General features: G+C 53.8%; 21 protein-coding genes. 11 read left to right on the forward strand and 10 right to left on the reverse strand.

Annotation, left to right across the window (positions count from 1 at the left end; all coding sequences use genetic code 11):
- Positions 1-216: 216 nt before the first annotated feature.
- Entirely contained in the window at positions 217-819 is a 603-nt protein-coding gene (locus tag C1N60_RS11615) for a helix-turn-helix domain-containing protein (protein ID WP_059010376.1), read from the reverse strand.
- 43 nt (positions 820-862) lie between these two features.
- Here C1N60_RS11615 and C1N60_RS11620 point away from each other — a divergent pair, with 43 nt between their 5' ends.
- Together C1N60_RS11620 and C1N60_RS11625 are read left to right on the forward strand one after the other, a co-directional pair.
- A complete protein-coding gene (locus C1N60_RS11620; protein ID WP_059010374.1) occupies positions 863-1,549 on the forward strand; it encodes a B3/B4 domain-containing protein in 687 nt (228 codons plus the stop codon).
- A gap of 29 nt (positions 1,550-1,578) precedes the next feature.
- Positions 1,579-2,472: a dihydrodipicolinate synthase family protein gene (locus C1N60_RS11625; RefSeq protein WP_394520870.1), complete on the forward strand. Its 894-nt coding sequence runs from the start codon at positions 1,579-1,581 to the stop codon at positions 2,470-2,472.
- Positions 2,473-2,613: 141 nt separating this feature from the next.
- Here the strand turns inward: C1N60_RS11625 and C1N60_RS11630 are convergent, their stop codons facing one another.
- Entirely contained in the window at positions 2,614-3,333 is a 720-nt protein-coding gene (locus C1N60_RS11630; RefSeq protein ID WP_058769668.1) for a type 1 glutamine amidotransferase, read from the reverse strand.
- 118 nt (positions 3,334-3,451) lie between these two features.
- On the opposite strand from C1N60_RS11630, the gene C1N60_RS11635 reads away from it, so the two are divergent.
- A complete protein-coding gene (locus tag C1N60_RS11635; RefSeq protein ID WP_058769667.1) occupies positions 3,452-4,225 on the forward strand; it encodes an AraC family transcriptional regulator in 774 nt (257 codons plus the stop codon).
- Positions 4,226-4,514: 289 nt separating this feature from the next.
- On the opposite strand, the gene C1N60_RS11640 is transcribed toward C1N60_RS11635, so the two are convergent.
- Positions 4,515-5,876, reverse strand: coding sequence for an esterase-like activity of phytase family protein (locus C1N60_RS11640; RefSeq protein ID WP_394520871.1), 1,362 nt, complete (start codon positions 5,874-5,876; stop codon positions 4,515-4,517).
- 287 nt (positions 5,877-6,163) lie between these two features.
- Here C1N60_RS11640 and C1N60_RS11645 point away from each other — a divergent pair, with 287 nt between their 5' ends.
- The 6 genes from C1N60_RS11645 to C1N60_RS11670 all read left to right on the forward strand — a co-directional run bounded on the left by C1N60_RS11645 (position 6,164) and on the right by C1N60_RS11670 (position 9,300).
- A complete protein-coding gene (locus tag C1N60_RS11645; RefSeq protein ID WP_058781982.1) occupies positions 6,164-6,745 on the forward strand; it encodes a response regulator transcription factor in 582 nt (193 codons plus the stop codon).
- Between the two features lie 229 nt (positions 6,746-6,974).
- Positions 6,975-7,487, forward strand: coding sequence for a GNAT family N-acetyltransferase (locus C1N60_RS11650; RefSeq protein ID WP_021506315.1), 513 nt, complete (start codon positions 6,975-6,977; stop codon positions 7,485-7,487).
- 276 nt (positions 7,488-7,763) lie between these two features.
- Positions 7,764-7,931: a con-10 family general stress protein gene (locus tag C1N60_RS11655; RefSeq protein ID WP_021506316.1), complete on the forward strand. Its 168-nt coding sequence runs from the start codon at positions 7,764-7,766 to the stop codon at positions 7,929-7,931.
- Positions 7,932-8,116: 185 nt separating this feature from the next.
- The gene (locus C1N60_RS11660; RefSeq protein WP_031279223.1) at positions 8,117-8,314 is read left to right on the forward strand and encodes a hypothetical protein; all 198 of its coding nucleotides are present in this window, start codon (positions 8,117-8,119) and stop codon (positions 8,312-8,314) included.
- Positions 8,314-9,099, forward strand: coding sequence for a hypothetical protein (locus tag C1N60_RS11665; protein WP_058776510.1), 786 nt, complete (start codon positions 8,314-8,316; stop codon positions 9,097-9,099). Before C1N60_RS11660 ends, C1N60_RS11665 begins: the two co-directional genes overlap by 1 nt.
- Positions 9,100-9,177: 78 nt before the next feature.
- On the forward strand, positions 9,178-9,300 hold the full coding sequence (locus tag C1N60_RS11670; RefSeq protein ID WP_255412066.1) for a hypothetical protein: 123 nt from the start codon (positions 9,178-9,180) through the stop codon (positions 9,298-9,300).
- A gap of 47 nt (positions 9,301-9,347) precedes the next feature.
- Here the strand turns inward: C1N60_RS11670 and C1N60_RS11675 are convergent, their stop codons facing one another.
- Positions 9,348-11,699, reverse strand: coding sequence for a phosphoketolase family protein (locus tag C1N60_RS11675; protein WP_150058272.1), 2,352 nt, complete (start codon positions 11,697-11,699; stop codon positions 9,348-9,350).
- 282 nt (positions 11,700-11,981) lie between these two features.
- Between C1N60_RS11675 and C1N60_RS11680 the strand changes: the two genes are divergently transcribed.
- On the forward strand, positions 11,982-12,281 hold the full coding sequence (locus C1N60_RS11680; protein WP_260641341.1) for a hypothetical protein: 300 nt from the start codon (positions 11,982-11,984) through the stop codon (positions 12,279-12,281).
- A gap of 193 nt (positions 12,282-12,474) precedes the next feature.
- Positions 12,475-12,675, forward strand: a complete 201-nt coding sequence (locus C1N60_RS11685) for a hypothetical protein (protein WP_021506322.1) — start codon at positions 12,475-12,477, stop codon at positions 12,673-12,675.
- A gap of 31 nt (positions 12,676-12,706) precedes the next feature.
- Here the strand turns inward: C1N60_RS11685 and C1N60_RS11690 are convergent, their stop codons facing one another.
- The 6 genes from C1N60_RS11690 to C1N60_RS11715 all read right to left on the reverse strand — a co-directional run bounded on the left by C1N60_RS11690 (position 12,707) and on the right by C1N60_RS11715 (position 15,643).
- The gene (locus tag C1N60_RS11690; RefSeq protein WP_021506323.1) at positions 12,707-12,973 is read right to left on the reverse strand and encodes a biofilm development regulator YmgB/AriR family protein; all 267 of its coding nucleotides are present in this window, start codon (positions 12,971-12,973) and stop codon (positions 12,707-12,709) included.
- A gap of 53 nt (positions 12,974-13,026) precedes the next feature.
- Positions 13,027-13,317 (reverse strand): hypothetical protein, encoded by a 291-nt coding sequence (locus C1N60_RS11695; RefSeq protein WP_058769661.1) that lies wholly within the window; start codon positions 13,315-13,317, stop codon positions 13,027-13,029.
- Positions 13,318-13,481: 164 nt separating this feature from the next.
- Complete coding sequence (ycgZ, locus tag C1N60_RS11700) at positions 13,482-13,727, reverse strand: regulatory protein YcgZ (RefSeq protein ID WP_021506325.1); 246 nt, start codon at positions 13,725-13,727, stop codon at positions 13,482-13,484.
- Positions 13,728-14,200: 473 nt separating this feature from the next.
- Positions 14,201-14,386 (reverse strand): con-10 family general stress protein, encoded by a 186-nt coding sequence (locus C1N60_RS11705; RefSeq protein ID WP_071813571.1) that lies wholly within the window; start codon positions 14,384-14,386, stop codon positions 14,201-14,203.
- A gap of 276 nt (positions 14,387-14,662) precedes the next feature.
- Entirely contained in the window at positions 14,663-15,124 is a 462-nt protein-coding gene (locus tag C1N60_RS11710; RefSeq protein ID WP_021506327.1) for a DUF421 domain-containing protein, read from the reverse strand.
- A 12-nt stretch (positions 15,125-15,136) separates the two neighbouring features.
- On the reverse strand, positions 15,137-15,643 hold the full coding sequence (locus C1N60_RS11715; protein WP_021506328.1) for a hypothetical protein: 507 nt from the start codon (positions 15,641-15,643) through the stop codon (positions 15,137-15,139).
- Between the last annotated feature and the right edge of the window lie 33 nt (positions 15,644-15,676).

Consider the following 15,676-nt stretch of genomic DNA (forward strand, 5'->3'; position numbering starts at 1 on the left):
TACCTTAATAAGGCGCCAGCGGCTATTAGATCAAGCCATGTGCGATATGACCTGGCCGCTGAGTGATATTCCCCGGCTCTTTGTCGCTAATATCCGCTTCTCGCTCATGGCGAATACGCAGTCCGCGTGGTGGCAGAAACGGACATGAATAGCGAAAACCAAGGATGATTATTTGCGCAAAAATCAGGGCTTCTTTGGCCGTCCATTGAAAAACGTTTATGACGCTTTTTCATTTACCGTCATGATAAAGTTCAGCGTGTTTTCTCCCTGGTTTGCGTAGAAGTGTGGAACATCAGTTTTGGCTGTAACGGAGAATCCCGCCGTTACCTGAAATACGCTCTCTTTCACGCCAAGCGTGAGGGTTCCGGATTTTACGTGCAGTAGCTCCAGCGTGCCTGAGGTATGCCCGGGTGATTCAAACTTTTCGCCTGGCCGCATTTCCCACAGCCACAGCTCAAGCATATCGGGTCCACCTGAGCCGGCCAGCAGCCTGGCGCTTCCCCCTTTGTCTCCTGTCCAGAGTTCGGGGATGTCCGTATCAGCGATGATGTGCACATCAGGCCTGGCGCTGACATCAACAAAATCCGCCACGGACACGCCCATGGCAGCAGCAAGCCGACATAGCAGCGCAATGCTGGGGTTAGCCTTACACCCTTCTATTTCTACCAGCATCCCCTTACTGACACTGGCTTTACGGGATAACTCATCGAGAGAAATTTTTCTTTGTTTACGAAACTGCTTAATCCGCAGGGATACGGCTTCATTAACCGTGTTGACATCTGCGCCGGCAAAGGTCACTAAATTGACTTTTTTGGTCATTGGTCGCTATTATGAAATAAAATGGTCATTACAGGATTATCGCGTGTTAATCGTTTCCCCGTCAATTTCCCCTGAAATCTACCAAATTGCCCCCGGTTTTCGGGCGCTCAGCATCAGTGTACAGGCAGCGCCTGTCGTGAAGCCGCACGTCGGGGTAACGGCACTGAAGGCGGCCTGTGAGGCGGTGCTGTCAGATTCCCCCAACTGGGCTGAATCCCATCTGGCCGCATGGGCCGATGTGTTTCAGAAATTTGGTGCCAAACCCAAACGCACGCCCTGTTCTGCTGAGGCGCTACGCAAACGCGTGCTTCGCGATGGCACCCTGCCCGCACTCGATCCGGTCGTTGATCTTTATAACGCTGTCAGTCTGCGTTATGCCGTGCCCGTAGGGGGAGAAAATATTGCCGCGTACAAGGGCGCACCTCGCCTAACGGTGGCAACAGGCACGGAACCCTTTGATACCATGAAAGAAGGGGTTATGGCGGTGGAATATCCTGCGCCTGGCGAAGTCGTCTGGTGTGATGATGCCGGCGTAACCTGCCGTCGCTGGAACTGGCGGCAGGGAATCAGGACCCGCTTAAGCGTTGAAGCGCAACACATGTGGTTTATTCTGGAAAGTTTGCCGCAGATGCCGCCCGATCAGCTGCATGAAGCTGGAAAGATGCTGACCGACGGCCTTGAAGAAATGATGCCCGGACGGCAGTGTAACGTCACCCTCATCGGCGAGTAACGCCTATAACTCAGTTCTGGAGACTCTGCATGTTCACCGGCTTGTCTGCTTTCCCGTTAACGCCTGTCACCGCGCGTGGTGTCGATGAACAGGGATTCACGAAGATCCTGGCTCGCCTGACGGCAGCCCGTGTCGATTCTTTGGGTGTTCTGGGTTCAACCGGCAGCTATGCTTACCTGAGCAGGGAACAGCGCAAACGCAGCGCAACGCTGGCGTGTCAGGTTGCCGGGGAGATTCCCGTGATGGTTTGCGTGGGTGCTATCAGTACCGATGCCGTACTGCATCTGGCTGAAGATGCGCAGTCCGCAGGCGCTGCTGCGCTGCTGCTGCCGGCGATGAGTTACCAGCCGCTGCGTGATGAAGAAGTGTATGCCCTCTTTGAGACGATTACCCGCCATGCTTCAGTACCGGTTTGTGTTTATGACAACCCCGGCACCACGCATTTCCGCTTTACCGACGAACTGCTCGGGCAGCTGTCGTCACTGAAAGGGATTCGCTCAATTAAAATTCCGGGAGTACCGGATACCCCCATCGCTGCGGTTGAACGCGTCGCAGCATTACGAAAACATCTTCGTCCTGGCGTGACCCTGGGTATTAGTGGTGACGCCAGTGCCGGGCTGGGGCTGAATGCCGGTTGCGAAGTCTGGTATTCCGTTTGTGGCGGTATCTTCCCGGAAACCGCTAAACAAATTACGCAGGCCGCAGCCATTAACGACGCTGAACGCGTTACTGCCCTAACTCACCGCCTGCAACCTTTATGGGATCTGTTCCGTAAGCATGGCGGAAGTCTCCGCGTGATCGCAGCGGCAGCAGGCATACTGGGGCTGACCGATGCCGACTGTCTGCCTCGTCCCCTGTTACCCTTATCGGCCGCAGAGGTGGCAGAAGTAGCAGCAGTGATGGCCGCTCTGGACCTTAAGTAACGCGCCGGCGGAATCGGTCCTGTGCCGAGCAGTTGATAGAAAGTAGGGTTTGAAGGGTGCACAAAAGGTCATGGTGCCTGCATGTATCAGCTTCTGATAAAGAATGCCCGGAGATAAACATCACCGGGCATAAAGCGGTGTTTAAGCTGATTTGTAGCGCGCTTCGAGCTTATCCATGAAGCCAAAAAGTACCTGATTCATTTCGCTGTAGTCGTGCGCACGAAGTTCTTCTGGCGTATGAACAAAGCGATACTCTGCGGCTCGGCTCAGGTCTTGCTGCGAATGAGCGATGAGCCGTTCTACAACATCCAGCGTCAGTTCCATGTGGCACTGAAAACCAAAGACGCGATCTGAATAGGAAACGATCTGGCGGGGACAGCCTTCGCTGTAGGCGATGATTTTTGCATCCGCGGTCAGGCCCGGCATGTCGTTATGCCAGTGACCGACCTCAAGCGACTTCGCAAAGTGAGAAAACAACGCATCCTCGCGAGCCTCTTCAGTTAGCGTGATCGGGAACTTACCAATCTCTTTTTCAGGGCTGTGAGCAAACGGCGCGCCCAGCGCCTCACCGATCAGCTGTGAGCCAAGGCAGATACCGATAACGGCTTTACCGGTTTTAACAGCAGCAGCAATCAGCGCCTGCTCGCCTTTCGCATCGAAGTGCGGACACTCTCTCTGGGTCGTGGACGGGTCCTGCGGACCGCCCATCACGATCAGGAAATCAATACCTTCGGCGTCCACGGGTAGCTCATCGCCTGCATATACACACGAGTAAGTCACATTATGACCTTGATTTCTGGCCCATGTTTCATAAGCCCCTGGCGCTTCAAAACTTTCATGTACGATAAAGTGTACCCGCATGAGGATAGGCTCCTGTTATACCTGTGATAATCTGACTGATAAACGACACACTCATCCAGTGAGTTGGTACACCGGATGGTTTCGAGGCAGCATCATAGTTGCAGGACCCTAATCTGAAATGCCAGGTAGTATAGATAAAGCGCCAAGACATGAAGCATCCACTGGCTGGTCCGGCACAGCGATTAGCTATCAGCGAGGAGAAACCGATCCTCCTCATCATCACCTTGAAGGGCAACTCCTCTATGCAACCAGAGGCGTGATGCTGGTCGAAACGGAAAACAACCGCTGGGTTATCCCCCCTCAGCGTGCATTGTGGCTACCGCCTCTGCAGATACATAGTTACAATCTGCTGTCTCACACAGATCTCAGGGCCGTCTATTTCAGTGGCAGCCTTATCGCGGAATGTACAAATTTTGCGAAGAGTGACCAGGTGCATGTCATTACGGCTACGCCACTGGTGAAAGAACTGATAACCGGTCTGTTCAGTGATAACTACAACAGACCGAGCCAGCGGAAAATGGCTCTGTTGCTTCTGGAAATACTCAGCGAAGCGCCTTCTCTGACTGCGGAACTTCCAATGCCACGTGATGAGCGATTATTCTCTGCGGCCAGAGAACTTGTGGTAAATCATCGCTGGGAAATACCACTGAGCGATCTGGCTTTTATCGCGTCAATGTCTGAACGTACCTTTTCGCGATTGTTTATTAAGGATACGGGTTTTAGTTTCAGAACCTGGAAGCAAAGAGCAAGAATTTATGCTTCGTTAGATCTCCTTGCTAATAACATCCCTATCAAACAGGTCGCTTATAAGCTCGGTTTTTCATGTCCTGCTGCCTATACCGCTGCTTTTCGCTCCATCCTGAATGCAACGCCGCGCGATTATTTGCCTTAATCTATGAATCAATGCCTGCTTCTCACTCCAGGCAAAAATTTTTCCTGAGAGTCAGTCTGCCTTATCCCAGGAACTGACGCTGCCGTTTCAGGCCATTTAATGGCTGTGCGCTGTGTCAGGGTAAATTTATCAGGCGATGTCTCTTAATCACCTGAGCAATAGCCACCCTGAGTTTCCACATCCTGTTAAACACGAGGCCGCGATGACCTCCCCGATGACACAACGGGGAGTCATTCAGCCTTAAGCGTTTTCGTGCTGGCACCGGTGTTCAGCGCCAGCACGGCAGCCTCTAGGGTTTCAGCGGTTCCGCCAGCGTTATGATAAACAACTCACTGTCCGAGCTGGCTTTATCCAGCGGCTTCACGCTGATGGTGGTGGCAACCGGCTTATCATCTACCGTCAGCCCGCCCTGGTCGTTGACCCGATAATCCTTGCGCTTCTTACCTTCCACCGGATTTTGTAGCACCATTTTCACGCCGAAGTCATTGTCATTGATGACCGCCAGCGTGTTGCTGTCGATCAGCGCCAGCCCTTCGGCCTTCTCCTGCTGCCAGCCGAGTTGACGCAGATCCACCACCCGCGTTTTCGTTGCCAGCACGATGCCGCGCTGCGCCAGCGTTTTTGCGTCGTCAAACTCCGGGTAGTCACCGGCCTTATCGAATGCGGCCAGATCGCTAGCCTGACTGAGATCCACCTTATAGATAAGGTTACGCATCGCGTCGTCTTTGTCGCTGCCCTGCTCAATCAGCAGAATGTGCTGATTATCGATCGCCACGATATCGCCAATTTTCGCGTCGCTGTTTTTACTGTACGCCTCGCTGTCGATAGGGTAACCATACATCGCGGTTTTCCCGGTGGCCGGATCGAAGCTAACCAGGCGGGTAAAGCGTGCCTGCTTTTTACTTTTCCCGTTGATATCGAGCGTGCTCTGCACCGCGGCGATGATGCGTCCATCCGGCATGCGCGTGATCCCTTCAAAGCCACGATTTGGCTGGCGCCATTTAAGAACGTTCGGCAGACCACCCGCGATCGATTTTTCCCCTTCCATGGCCTGCGGCCCGTGAATCGCCAGAATCCTGCCCTGCTTATCAACGTTAATCAGGAACGGACCATACTCATCGCACAGCCAGTATCCGCCCTTCCCGTCCAGCGTAATGCCTTCCGTATCCAGACCCCGGTTATCGCCCTGCAGTACTTTCAACTTATCGCTTAGCGCGATCTCATTGGTTGACCCGATGACGCCATTCTGCAGCGGCAAGCCGTTAATATTGCCCTTTGCGTCGTGCAGCGGTCGGGCGTCCGTCGCCTGCGCTTTGCCGTTCTTCACCTGGATATTCATCAGCAGTGGCGCGAAGTCCGGCGTGACGAAAATTTTCGACTCCTGTTTACCCATGTCAGGCGAGTCGGCGTTCGGTCCGCGGTCGGTGACGGTCACAAAGTTGAGCGTGTCTCCCTGCCTGCCGGTAAACAGCAAACCGGAACCGATGCCCACCGGCAAACCCTCCGGAAACGCGCTGGCGAACGCACCGCTGTAGCTGACGCGCGTCCCCTGAGGAAAAGTGACGCTATAGCGTTCGGTTTGCGGCTGCGCCGCTAGCGTGGATAACGAGAGGGTACAACCGAGAACCAGGGGAAGCGTTTTTCTTTTCATATTATTCATGTCCATACAGAGGAGCTGACACCCTAAAGACTAAAAATGACAGGAAAATGAAATTGCAGAGCAACAGTGGCAGCTGACATCCTCCCGGGCGATCTCCCCGGTTCGCCACCGTACCGGTTTTGCTTCATTCATCAAAAACCGGCTTTCCTGTTGTCCCCGTGCCGCTCAGCACTGCCAGACATTTCTCAGCCTTTTCCTACAACCTGACGCAGGCCGTCTGATATCGGCTCCGCGCGGTTTCCGTTCAAATGGGTTAACCGCGAGCACAGGAGGAAACAATGCTGAACATCTTCACTATGGATAGCGACCGCTGGATTACGGAAGGTCTGCGCCTCTACTTTTCCGGGCAGATGATAAGCTGCCTGACGCTCACCTCGCCGGATGACCCGATCCCTACCGGACGCGGGCGTAACGTGGTGATCAGCGAACTGCATTTTGCCAGTAAAAACCTGGAAGAGACGCTGCGCAGCCTGCTGCTGATGCAGCTCAAAACACCGGGCGTCGAGCTGGTGATTCTCACCGACATCAGCGATGAAGCCGTGCTGAATTACGTCGCCCGCGACCTGAAGAAAGCGCTGATCCTGAGTAAAAAATGCCCGCTGGCGACGCTGGTCAGTGCGGTGCTGACGCCGGAAAACGTTGCCGCCGTCGCCGTACCGCACGGCAACGCCGATGTGCTGACCGAGCGCGAGTTCACGCTGCTGCGCTGGCTGGCGGGTCCGCGCCGCATGACGGAGATCGGGCATGCGCTGCACCTCAGCAATAAGACCATCAGCCACTACAAGAACACCATCTCACGCAAGCTGGGCTGTAAAAACCACATGGATTTTTACCATCGCCTCACCAGCTACGGCTTTTGATTCGCGCCTCCCGCCTCAATTCAGGATGTTCAGCTCGCTGGACATCCTGCGCCTGCCTCCTTTCCTGTTAAAAAATCAAGACATTCAGCCATCATCCTTACCGTAAAAGGGATGACACCCGGTTTGATTCGCGCATAATGACGGGTCACCTGTACGGGCAGGATGCCCGCTGACACCCCCCACTCTGCCGTAACGCAGGATAAAACATAAAAACTGAAGGAAGACTGGCATGGAATTCACCATACGCAACGCGCAGCCTGATGATGCCGAACTGCTGCATCAGCTGGGGCGCATGACCTACAGCGCCCACTTCAAACATATGTGGGTCTCCGAAGCCGAGCTGGATGAATTCATCGACAAAGAGTACGGCCTGGCCGAACTGCGCAGCAGCCTGGTAGCCCCCAACGAAAGCTGGCTGATTGCCGAAACCAACAAACCCATCGGCTTTGCCAAAGTGACCTGGAATACGCCGGTACCGGACTCCGGCATGAGCGGTGCCCAGCTGAATAAGCTCTATCTCAATCCGCAGGAAACCGGTAAAAACTATGGCCGGCGCATGTTCGAAAGCATTATCCACGCCGCGCGCGATAAGCAGGAAGGCTATCTGTGGCTGGAAGTGATGGGCGAGAACGTGCGCGCACGCAAATTTTATGAAGCCTTTGGCATGCAGCACATCAAAGACATTCCTTTTATTACTGCTTCGCAGCAGAGCATCCTGCAGATTTTAGGCATGGTTATTTAGCGTGGCTCACGGCGCCGGGTCAGCTGTCTGGCCCGGCCGGTTGGGTGCACTGGAGTGTTTCATTTTATTACTTCACCGCCGCAAAAGTTTTAAATAAGCGCAGCGACAGCGCAGAACTATTGTTATTTCAACAAACTAAGATAAAAAATAAAAACGCCCTTTTTTATGCGCCGTCACGCTTGCAGAAATAGCACCAGCGATTAGTATTAAATACGCAACACGCACATGACAGCGCAACAACGTCATGTTATTTATTACTCATGAAGAGGATATATTATGACTCAGCATCGAGGCGGTTCAGGTAATTTCGCAGAAGATAAACAGAAAGCATCAGAAGCCGGTAAAAAAGGCGGACAGCACAGCGGCGGCAACTTTAAAAACGACCGCGAAAAAGCGTCCGAAGCCGGTAAAAAAGGCGGTCAGAGCAGCAATCGCGGCTCGTGATTAGCCGGCCAGCACAGGATGAGGCGGCCATGGCGCAGGGAGCGCGCCGTTACCCCCGGATTATTATCTTACCCTGCGCTGACTTTCCTCACGTTTAACAGATAACTCTGAAACCGCCTGAATCTGGCAGAAAACGTTATATGATCAATTAACTATTTATTGCCTTACAGGAACAGCCTGACGTGATATTGCGCTATTTTACCTCTCTTTTTTCCAGTCCGGAATCATTACTGCAGGTGATGAGCCGCCAGGATATTCGTGAATCCATTCAGGAAGGTGACCGGATTATTATTGACGAAGACGGTAACGCTTCGGTTAATCCCCTCAGCCCGCAGGTACAGCAGGACTTCGCCGATCATATTAAGCGCTTAAAGGATATCTGATGGGAACCGCGATATTTATGGTGCTGATGGTCTGCGGCTACTGGTACACCAGTCGCGATATGTCCAGCCGCCTGAAAATAAAACGCTCCTTTGGCTGGGACGTCTATTTTCTCATTGCGCTGTACGGCTGCATTTTTGTCGTTCAGGGCGTGGTCGCCACCGGCCTGGTCTGGCTGCTACTGCTGGCGGCATCGGCCATCAATAACAGCCTGGCGCTGTCTGCCGATCTCCATGCGCGCTGGCACGTCGATTTCATGACCTGGAGTTTTCTCGGCATTCAGGCACCGGTGGTGATCATGCTGGCGTTTGCCGTGCTGTTTTGTGTGTATCGTTCCAATTCCGGCAGCGCGCGGCTGACCGCCGGCAGTCGCAAAGAGCTATATCAGCGCCTGTCCCGCTCTAACGGTATTGAACAACTGCTGCTGCACTGCATGGAAGAAGGCGAACTGGCATGGGTCACGCTGAAATCGCGCCGTATCTACATCGGCATGATTCACGCTGCCACCTTTGAATATCCCAGCACCGCCAATATCGTGCTGATTCCGATGCTCAGCGGCTACCGCGATTCGCGCACGCTGAATCTGGCGATTGAGCATAACTACAGTCGCTGGTATCACCAGCACGAGATTAGCTTTGTCTCCAAACCCAAAAGCGCGCTGGAGTTCCGTAAGGTGCTGATGGTCGACCAGATTGAAAGCCTGTCGCTGTTCGATCCGGCCAGCGCCAGCGCACTGGCTATGGGGAAACATCAGCACACAGAGAAGCGGCAGAATGTTCCGGGCTGAGCCGCGCAGCCGCCCTTTACATCCGCGCAGCTGGCAACGGTGGCGCGGGTTCACATGGTAACCGTTAAGGAGTATACAATGACCGATCGTCCCGTTCACGGCGACCAGCCGGATTACGATCCGCGTAAAAACAGCCCCGACCAGAAGCCGAAAGATGACGAAACCAGCGCGCCTGAATCCGGGGATAAACAGGCCGAATAAACCATAAACCGCCTTTTCAGGCGGTTTTTTTTCGCGCCCGGGTCGGGTTAGCCCGGCCACAGCCAGTTACGTACTTCCGGCACGTCTTCACCGTATTCGCGCACATAGCGATGGTGCTCCGCGATGCGCTGCTGCAGGTCGTCGAGCAATTCAGGATGGCGATCGGCCAGGCCCGGCACATGCAAAATCGCCGCCTGCGCCAGATGATAGCGGTCCAGCTCGTTGAGCACCGTCATATCAAACGGCGTGGTGGTGGTGCCCTCTTCGTTGAAGCCGTGCACGTGGAAATTGGCGTGATTGCTGCGCTGATAGGTCAGACGATGAATCAGGCTGGGATAGCCATGAAAGGCGAAAATTACCGGTTTGTCGCGGGTAAACAGCGCATCGAAATCCTCTTCCGACTTGCCGTGCGGGTGCTGCTGCTGCGTCTGCAGCGCCAGCAGATCCACCACGTTGACTACGCGAATGCGCAGCGTGGGCAGATAGTTTCGCAGCAGATCCACCGCCGCCAGCGTCTCCATGGTGGGCACATCGCCGGCGCAGGCCATCACCACGTCCGGCTCGCCGTCATCGCTCGCCCAGCGCCATTCGCCCATACCCGCCTCACAGTGGGCAATGGCGCTGTCGATGTCCAGCCACTGCGGTGACGGCTGCTTGCCGGCGACAATCACGTTGATGCGATCCCAGGTGCGCAGACAGTGATCGCCCACCCACAGCAGGGTGTTCGCGTCCGGTGGCAGATAGATGCGCACGATATCCGCCTTTTTGTTCGCCACGTGATCGATAAAACCGGGATCCTGATGGCTGTAACCGTTGTGATCCTGGCGCCAGACATGTGAAGACAACAGATAGTTGAGCGAGGAGATCGGCTGGCGCCAGCCCAGTTTGCGCGTCACCTTCAGCCATTTGGCGTGCTGGTTAAACATCGAGTCGACAATATGGATAAAGGCTTCATAACAGTTAAACAGCCCGTGTCGTCCGGTGAGCAGATAGCCCTCCAGCCAGCCCTGACACTGATGCTCGCTGAGAATTTCCATCACCCGACCGTCACGCGCCAGCTGCTCATCATACGGTTCGATGTCTGCCATCCAGCTGCGGCTGGTGACGTCAAAAACCGGCGTCAGGCGATTCGAGGCGGTCTCATCTGGCCCGAACAGACGGAAGTTATCGGCGTTGCGCTGAAAAATCGCGCTAAGATAGTGGCCGAACTGCTTAGTGGCTTCGCCGCGCTGGCTGCCCGGCGCGCCGGTGTCGAGCGCAAACTCGCGGATGTCCGGCGTGTTGAGCGTGCGGCGCAGCCGTCCGCCGTTGGCATAGGGTGAGGCGCTCATGCGTTTATCCCCCTGCGGCGCCAGCGCACGCAGTTCCGGCCTGAGTTTACCCGCCTCGTCAAACAGATCTTCCGGCTGATAGCTGCGCAGCCACTGCTCTAACACCTGCCGATGCGACGCGTCTTCGCGACATGCCGCCACCGGCACCTGATGCGCACGCCAGAAATCTTCCACCTTTTTACCGTCCACCTCTTTCGGGCCGGTCCAGCCCTTCGGACTGCGCAGCACAATCATCGGCCAGCGCGGGATCGCCTGCTCTGTCTGGCCGCTGCGCGCCTGCTGCTGATAAGCGGCAATTTTATCAAACGCGTTATCCAGCGCTGCCGCCATCTGCTGATGCATGTCGGCCGGCTCGTGCCCGCAGACAAACAGCGGCTCATAACCGTAACCGCTGAACAGCTGCTGCAGATCGTCATCACTGCTGCGCCCCAGCAGCGTCGGGTTGGCAATTTTGTAGCCGTTCAGATGCAGAATGGGTAGCACTGCACCATCGCGCTGCGGATTGAGGAATTTGATGCCGTGCCAGCTGGCGGCAAGCGGCCCGGTTTCGGCTTCGCCGTCACCAATCACGCAGGGTACGATCAGCTGCGGATGATCGAAAACCGCGCCAAACGCATGCGACAGCGAATAGCCCAGCTCGCCGCCTTCATTAATCGAGCCCGGCGTTTCTGGTGCCGCATGGCTGGGAATGCCGCCGGGAAACGAAAACTGCTTAAACAGGCGCTGCATGCCTGCAGCATCTTCACTGACGTGCGGATAGATTTCGCTGTAGCTGCCTTCAAGCCAGCTGTTCGCCACCATCCCCGGACCGCCGTGCCCCGGACCACAGACGTACAGCAGATCCACCTCGCGCTGGCGGATGATGCGGTTGAGGTGCGCATAGATAAAGTTAAGGCCGGGCGTCGTGCCCCAGTGGCCAAGCAGTCGCGGCTTGATATGCCCGGGCTGCAATGGTTCGCGTAACAGCGGGTTGGCCATCAGGTAGATTTGCCCGACGGACAGATAATTGGCGGCGCGCCAGTAGCGATCGATCAGCGCCAGTTCATCGGCGGCACTCGGATTGGTCATGCCCTCTTCTCCTTTGGTTAGCCATCAGTTAACCCTAATAGAGGATAGGCGATGCTGCGAGCCAGACGGTATTTCTGCACTGTTGCTATTAGCCGCTGCGCTTATTCAATCTTTCACGAAAATATAAGCGCAGCGGTAAAAGCTGTACACGTTAATATTTTTTTCATTTTGTGCACTATTTAATGGGTCGTGACCCGCAAAACTGGCGCTTTTTCACTTTTGGTCTATTGTGCCTTTTACAGGTAATACCAGTAGAAAATAGAAAAATAAAAGGATCCTAAAATGGACTATAAAATGTTCGCTAACCGACTGCAGCAGTGGCCGCAGTTACATTTTACGGCGATTGAACTGCAGCAACGCGAGATGGCCTGCGAGATCTACGCCACGGCGGCTGAGCACCAGACCATGAGCCAGCTGTTTATTTGTCGCGCCAGTGACGAAAAAAATGCACAGGAATTAATCAGACAGTACCGCAGCTGGCTGCATAAATTTAACCTCGGTCGCAGCAGGCGCGATAATTCCCGCTCGCCGCGCAGCGTGTCGGTGAATGTACCGGGCGCAATAAGCGCAGCGCTAAAATAGAGTTATCGGCACGCTCAACCATTTTTTAGTTGCATGAATCTGCTTCAGCAGCGTATTACTATTCGCGCAGCGTGATAACACCTGGCAATCTGTCTGACGAATAACCTGTGCCATTTTCACTGACAGCAGAAAAAGGTGTTGAGTTGTTATGACCTGTGCAACACTGTACGGATATACAAGTCCCGGAGGTGACGTGAAACAAGTTAACCGTCCTGCACCGGATCTGTATGCGCTGATAGGCATCGCGGTGACGGAATTTATCAGGGAAGGTAGCGTATTCAGGATACATGACGTGACGCAGGTGCTGCATACGATGAAAGCAGACGCGCGTGATGAGGATTTCCGGCATCGCTGCGATGCCGCAATAAGGCTACTGGCAGATCTTATGCACTGAACCGATCCCCGCCTGCGCGGGGACCACTACCTCAGGCGTCGTCTGGCGTATAACCCACCACAATTTCCAGCGTTCTGCGCAGCACACTTGCCTGCGCTTCGTCCTGTGTCGCTTCCAGCGCCATAATCAGACATAGAATGATGGATTTGTTACTGACGCGGCCTTCGCTGGCCAGCACGCTACGAATGACATCATTCAGTACCGCGGCCTCTTCACTCAATGCCACTCCGGCATCGCGAAAATGCGCCGCCAGTTCCGTGTCCGGCAGCGCAGAATAGAGAGAGTGATTCTCCGACATCGTTCTTTTCCCGTACTGTGAGCAATACAGTCAGATTATAATTTAACTGTCAGTCAGTGCTTGCGGCTGCCGCCACCCTGACCGTTGTGGCCAAACAGCGGATGCACATTATCGCGATCCGATTGTTCGCCACGCCGCTTTTGTCCAGCCGTCATGCTCGACCGGACTTCATCGATTGCAGTGCGAATCGCAGCCGCCTGAGCATCATCGCTGGCCTGCTGCTGCATAATGTGGAGCTCATCAAGCAACGCCTGGGTGGTGACCGGCCCGGAGCGCTGCAGCAGCGTTAACGCCGCTTCGCCGATGATCTCATCAATAAGAGTCTGGTGTTCGCTTCTGTTCATATCATAATAAATCTCTGCATGCTGCCTGCCCCGACCGGGAACGCGACAGAAAAACAGCGCCGCTATCCTGCGGCGCGATACAGCCCGTCACAAGTCATACATGCAGTGATACGTTATCAGAATGGCGTTTTCGTGTGTACAACCTGGACGCTTTCGCTTCGCTCTCAGCTCTCGCGTTCAAATAGCAGGCCAATCAGCTGGTGATAATGGTGCTCTTCTTCCGTGGTAGAAGCGAGCTCCAGACGACGCAGCAGCTTAGTACACAGCGATTTACGGTTCAGATTACGGCCTTCACGCAGGATTTCGACCACGACCTGGCCCAGCGTCTCCTGCTGCGAAGGCAGCGTGGCTTTGCTAAAATAGTTGGCAATCGCCTCGACTGAGTTCGGAGTGTATCCGTTCTGGCGCATAAGTGACTCCCGTTAACATTAAATTGTCAGAAAAATGTTCTGGCTAAGTTGTACAAGTTTTTCAAAATCTGTACAAGAGGATAAACAAGAGAATGGGGTTTTTTTGTTGCAAAAAGTGCTACCGAAAAGTTATTAACCCATGCATAAATTGAAATTTTTTAACATCGTCAACGCCCGATCAGGTCCACATTAATAATGAGTCGACAACGTATCGCTTCGTTATCAGTGCCACCTAATCTGCCTGTTACTTATTTCCTCTCGCGCTAACAATCGTTATTGGTGGTTGCAGCCGCTGCGCTTATCAGATATTACCGCGCGTCATTTTTTCGTTCCCTGCAGCACGGCAGCTGGTGATATAAAATGCGTGCGGCGCAATGGACCACTCCCTGAATTGCGCCGCTGCGTTACCGATTAAGCCGCCTCAGGGTAGCTTAACTGATTACGCTGACTGCATTTATATTAAAGAAGGCGGTTTAAGCTTCCGCCGCTGCGGTTTTGCCGCGACGACTTACTTTTCCACCGCGTCTGCCCGCTTCTACTGCCCTTTCAGGACAGTTTTTAAAATTCCCGCTGCTGACGCTGCCGCCTTTTTTACCCGCTTCGCGAGCACGCTCGGTATTTTCTGCAAAATTACCTGCACCACCACGTCGTTGTGTCATATGTCACCCCATTGATAAAAATAATTAAGTAGTTAAACGACAGAATATCTCCACACAGGAACAATATGGATGGGATTGGAGATAAAACAACATTTAATATGCATATTTGCGCTGACAAAAAGCCATGCGCAAATGGTTATTTTCACCGCTGCGCTTATAGCGGGTTGCTTGTAAAGATTTTTTTCTCAAACTTGTACAAAATAATTTTAGTGGTATAAAATCAATTAATTAACAAAAGTGTGATCTACATCACAAACAAGTATTGAGAGATTGTTGCTATTTTTCAGTTTTATCTGAATTTTCCGGGATGATGGAAATATGACCGCTCACTTCCAGCACCGCGTATTTAATTTGATCGATGCGTTCCAGTCCCTGACCTGAACGCGCGGCCTCGAGGATATCTTCCCGACTGATGCCCGACATTTTTAGCCGCTGCGTTAATATCCGGCCATGCTCCACCAGAATCAGCGGTCCTCCCTCCGCCATTTGTTCGAATAGCGGAAAGCGCGCTTTGAGTTTGCCCAGCACAATATCAATAGTGATTAAGGTAATGATGGTGAGGCTGGCACCGGTAACGGAAAAGTCATCACCCAGCAATGCCTGCTGTGTGGCTTCGCTAATAATCAGCAGCAGAATCAAATCGAATGAGGTCATTTGCAGCAGTGTGCGTCGACCGGCAATTTTAAATACCACCATTAACAACAGATAAATGGCGGCTGCGCGTAATACCGTTTCCATAACGCTCTCCTTTTATGGGTAAATCCACTGCGATACCTTTACCGGTACCTGATGATTGACGTGCACGCTCAGCGCAACCCGTCCCGCCGCCTGCGGCTGAATCCCCAGCCAGATCACATGACCTTCTGCCGCCTCGCTGGCGTAAGTAAGCTGCAGCGTGTTATCCCGCGTGATGGCCTGCTGTGGCTGTGGCTGTAGCGTCTGGATCTGCAAATCGTCTAACGCGCCGCTGCCTAGCGTGACGGTGAAATGCTCTCCGCTCTGCGGTGCCACGCGAATCCGCAGGTTCATATTGCTGTCGATGCGACCAAAACGTTCATAGCGAATGCTGACGGAACCATCAGCCGACTGCGCCTGCCCGTCGCTTAATATGCCTTTGGAAAACAACCCGCAGGCACCCAGGATCACAATCACCATTAGCACGTATTCACCGATACGCTGTATAACGCTCTCCCTGCGTTGCCAGCGCATATCCTCCTGCACCGGATAATCACGGCTGGCTAACTCATCTTTCTTCATGGTGTTATTCCTCTTGCAGTTAATTAGCTGACA

The sequence above is a fragment of the Pantoea sp. SGAir0184 genome, assembly GCF_043544755.1.

Excerpts from the sequence above, each read along its gene's own strand:
- C1N60_RS11715 (WP_021506328.1), bottom strand. The coding sequence starts at position 15,643 with ATGAAGAAAGATGAGTTAGCCAGCCGTGATTATCCGGTGCAGGAGGAT.
- ycgZ (WP_021506325.1), bottom strand. The coding sequence starts at position 13,727 with ATGCGCCAGAACGGATACACTCCGAACTCAGTCGAGGCGATTGCCAAC.
- C1N60_RS11710 (WP_021506327.1), bottom strand. The coding sequence starts at position 15,124 with ATGGAAACGGTATTACGCGCAGCCGCCATTTATCTGTTGTTAATGGTG.
- C1N60_RS11705 (WP_071813571.1), bottom strand. The coding sequence starts at position 14,386 with ATGACACAACGACGTGGTGGTGCAGGTAATTTTGCAGAAAATACCGAG.
- C1N60_RS11650 (WP_021506315.1), top strand. The coding sequence starts at position 6,975 with ATGGAATTCACCATACGCAACGCGCAGCCTGATGATGCCGAACTGCTG.
- C1N60_RS11680 (WP_260641341.1), top strand. The coding sequence starts at position 11,982 with ATGGACTATAAAATGTTCGCTAACCGACTGCAGCAGTGGCCGCAGTTA.
- C1N60_RS11625 (WP_394520870.1), top strand. The coding sequence starts at position 1,579 with ATGTTCACCGGCTTGTCTGCTTTCCCGTTAACGCCTGTCACCGCGCGT.
- C1N60_RS11630 (WP_058769668.1), bottom strand. The coding sequence starts at position 3,333 with ATGCGGGTACACTTTATCGTACATGAAAGTTTTGAAGCGCCAGGGGCT.
- C1N60_RS11635 (WP_058769667.1), top strand. The coding sequence starts at position 3,452 with ATGCCAGGTAGTATAGATAAAGCGCCAAGACATGAAGCATCCACTGGC.
- C1N60_RS11670 (WP_255412066.1), top strand. The coding sequence starts at position 9,178 with ATGACCGATCGTCCCGTTCACGGCGACCAGCCGGATTACGATCCGCGT.
- C1N60_RS11695 (WP_058769661.1), bottom strand. The coding sequence starts at position 13,317 with ATGAACAGAAGCGAACACCAGACTCTTATTGATGAGATCATCGGCGAA.
- C1N60_RS11690 (WP_021506323.1), bottom strand. The coding sequence starts at position 12,973 with ATGTCGGAGAATCACTCTCTCTATTCTGCGCTGCCGGACACGGAACTG.
- C1N60_RS11655 (WP_021506316.1), top strand. The coding sequence starts at position 7,764 with ATGACTCAGCATCGAGGCGGTTCAGGTAATTTCGCAGAAGATAAACAG.
- C1N60_RS11675 (WP_150058272.1), bottom strand. The coding sequence starts at position 11,699 with ATGACCAATCCGAGTGCCGCCGATGAACTGGCGCTGATCGATCGCTAC.
- C1N60_RS11645 (WP_058781982.1), top strand. The coding sequence starts at position 6,164 with ATGCTGAACATCTTCACTATGGATAGCGACCGCTGGATTACGGAAGGT.
- C1N60_RS11665 (WP_058776510.1), top strand. The coding sequence starts at position 8,314 with ATGGGAACCGCGATATTTATGGTGCTGATGGTCTGCGGCTACTGGTAC.
- C1N60_RS11640 (WP_394520871.1), bottom strand. The coding sequence starts at position 5,876 with ATGAAAAGAAAAACGCTTCCCCTGGTTCTCGGTTGTACCCTCTCGTTA.
- C1N60_RS11615 (WP_059010376.1), bottom strand. The coding sequence starts at position 819 with ATGACCAAAAAAGTCAATTTAGTGACCTTTGCCGGCGCAGATGTCAAC.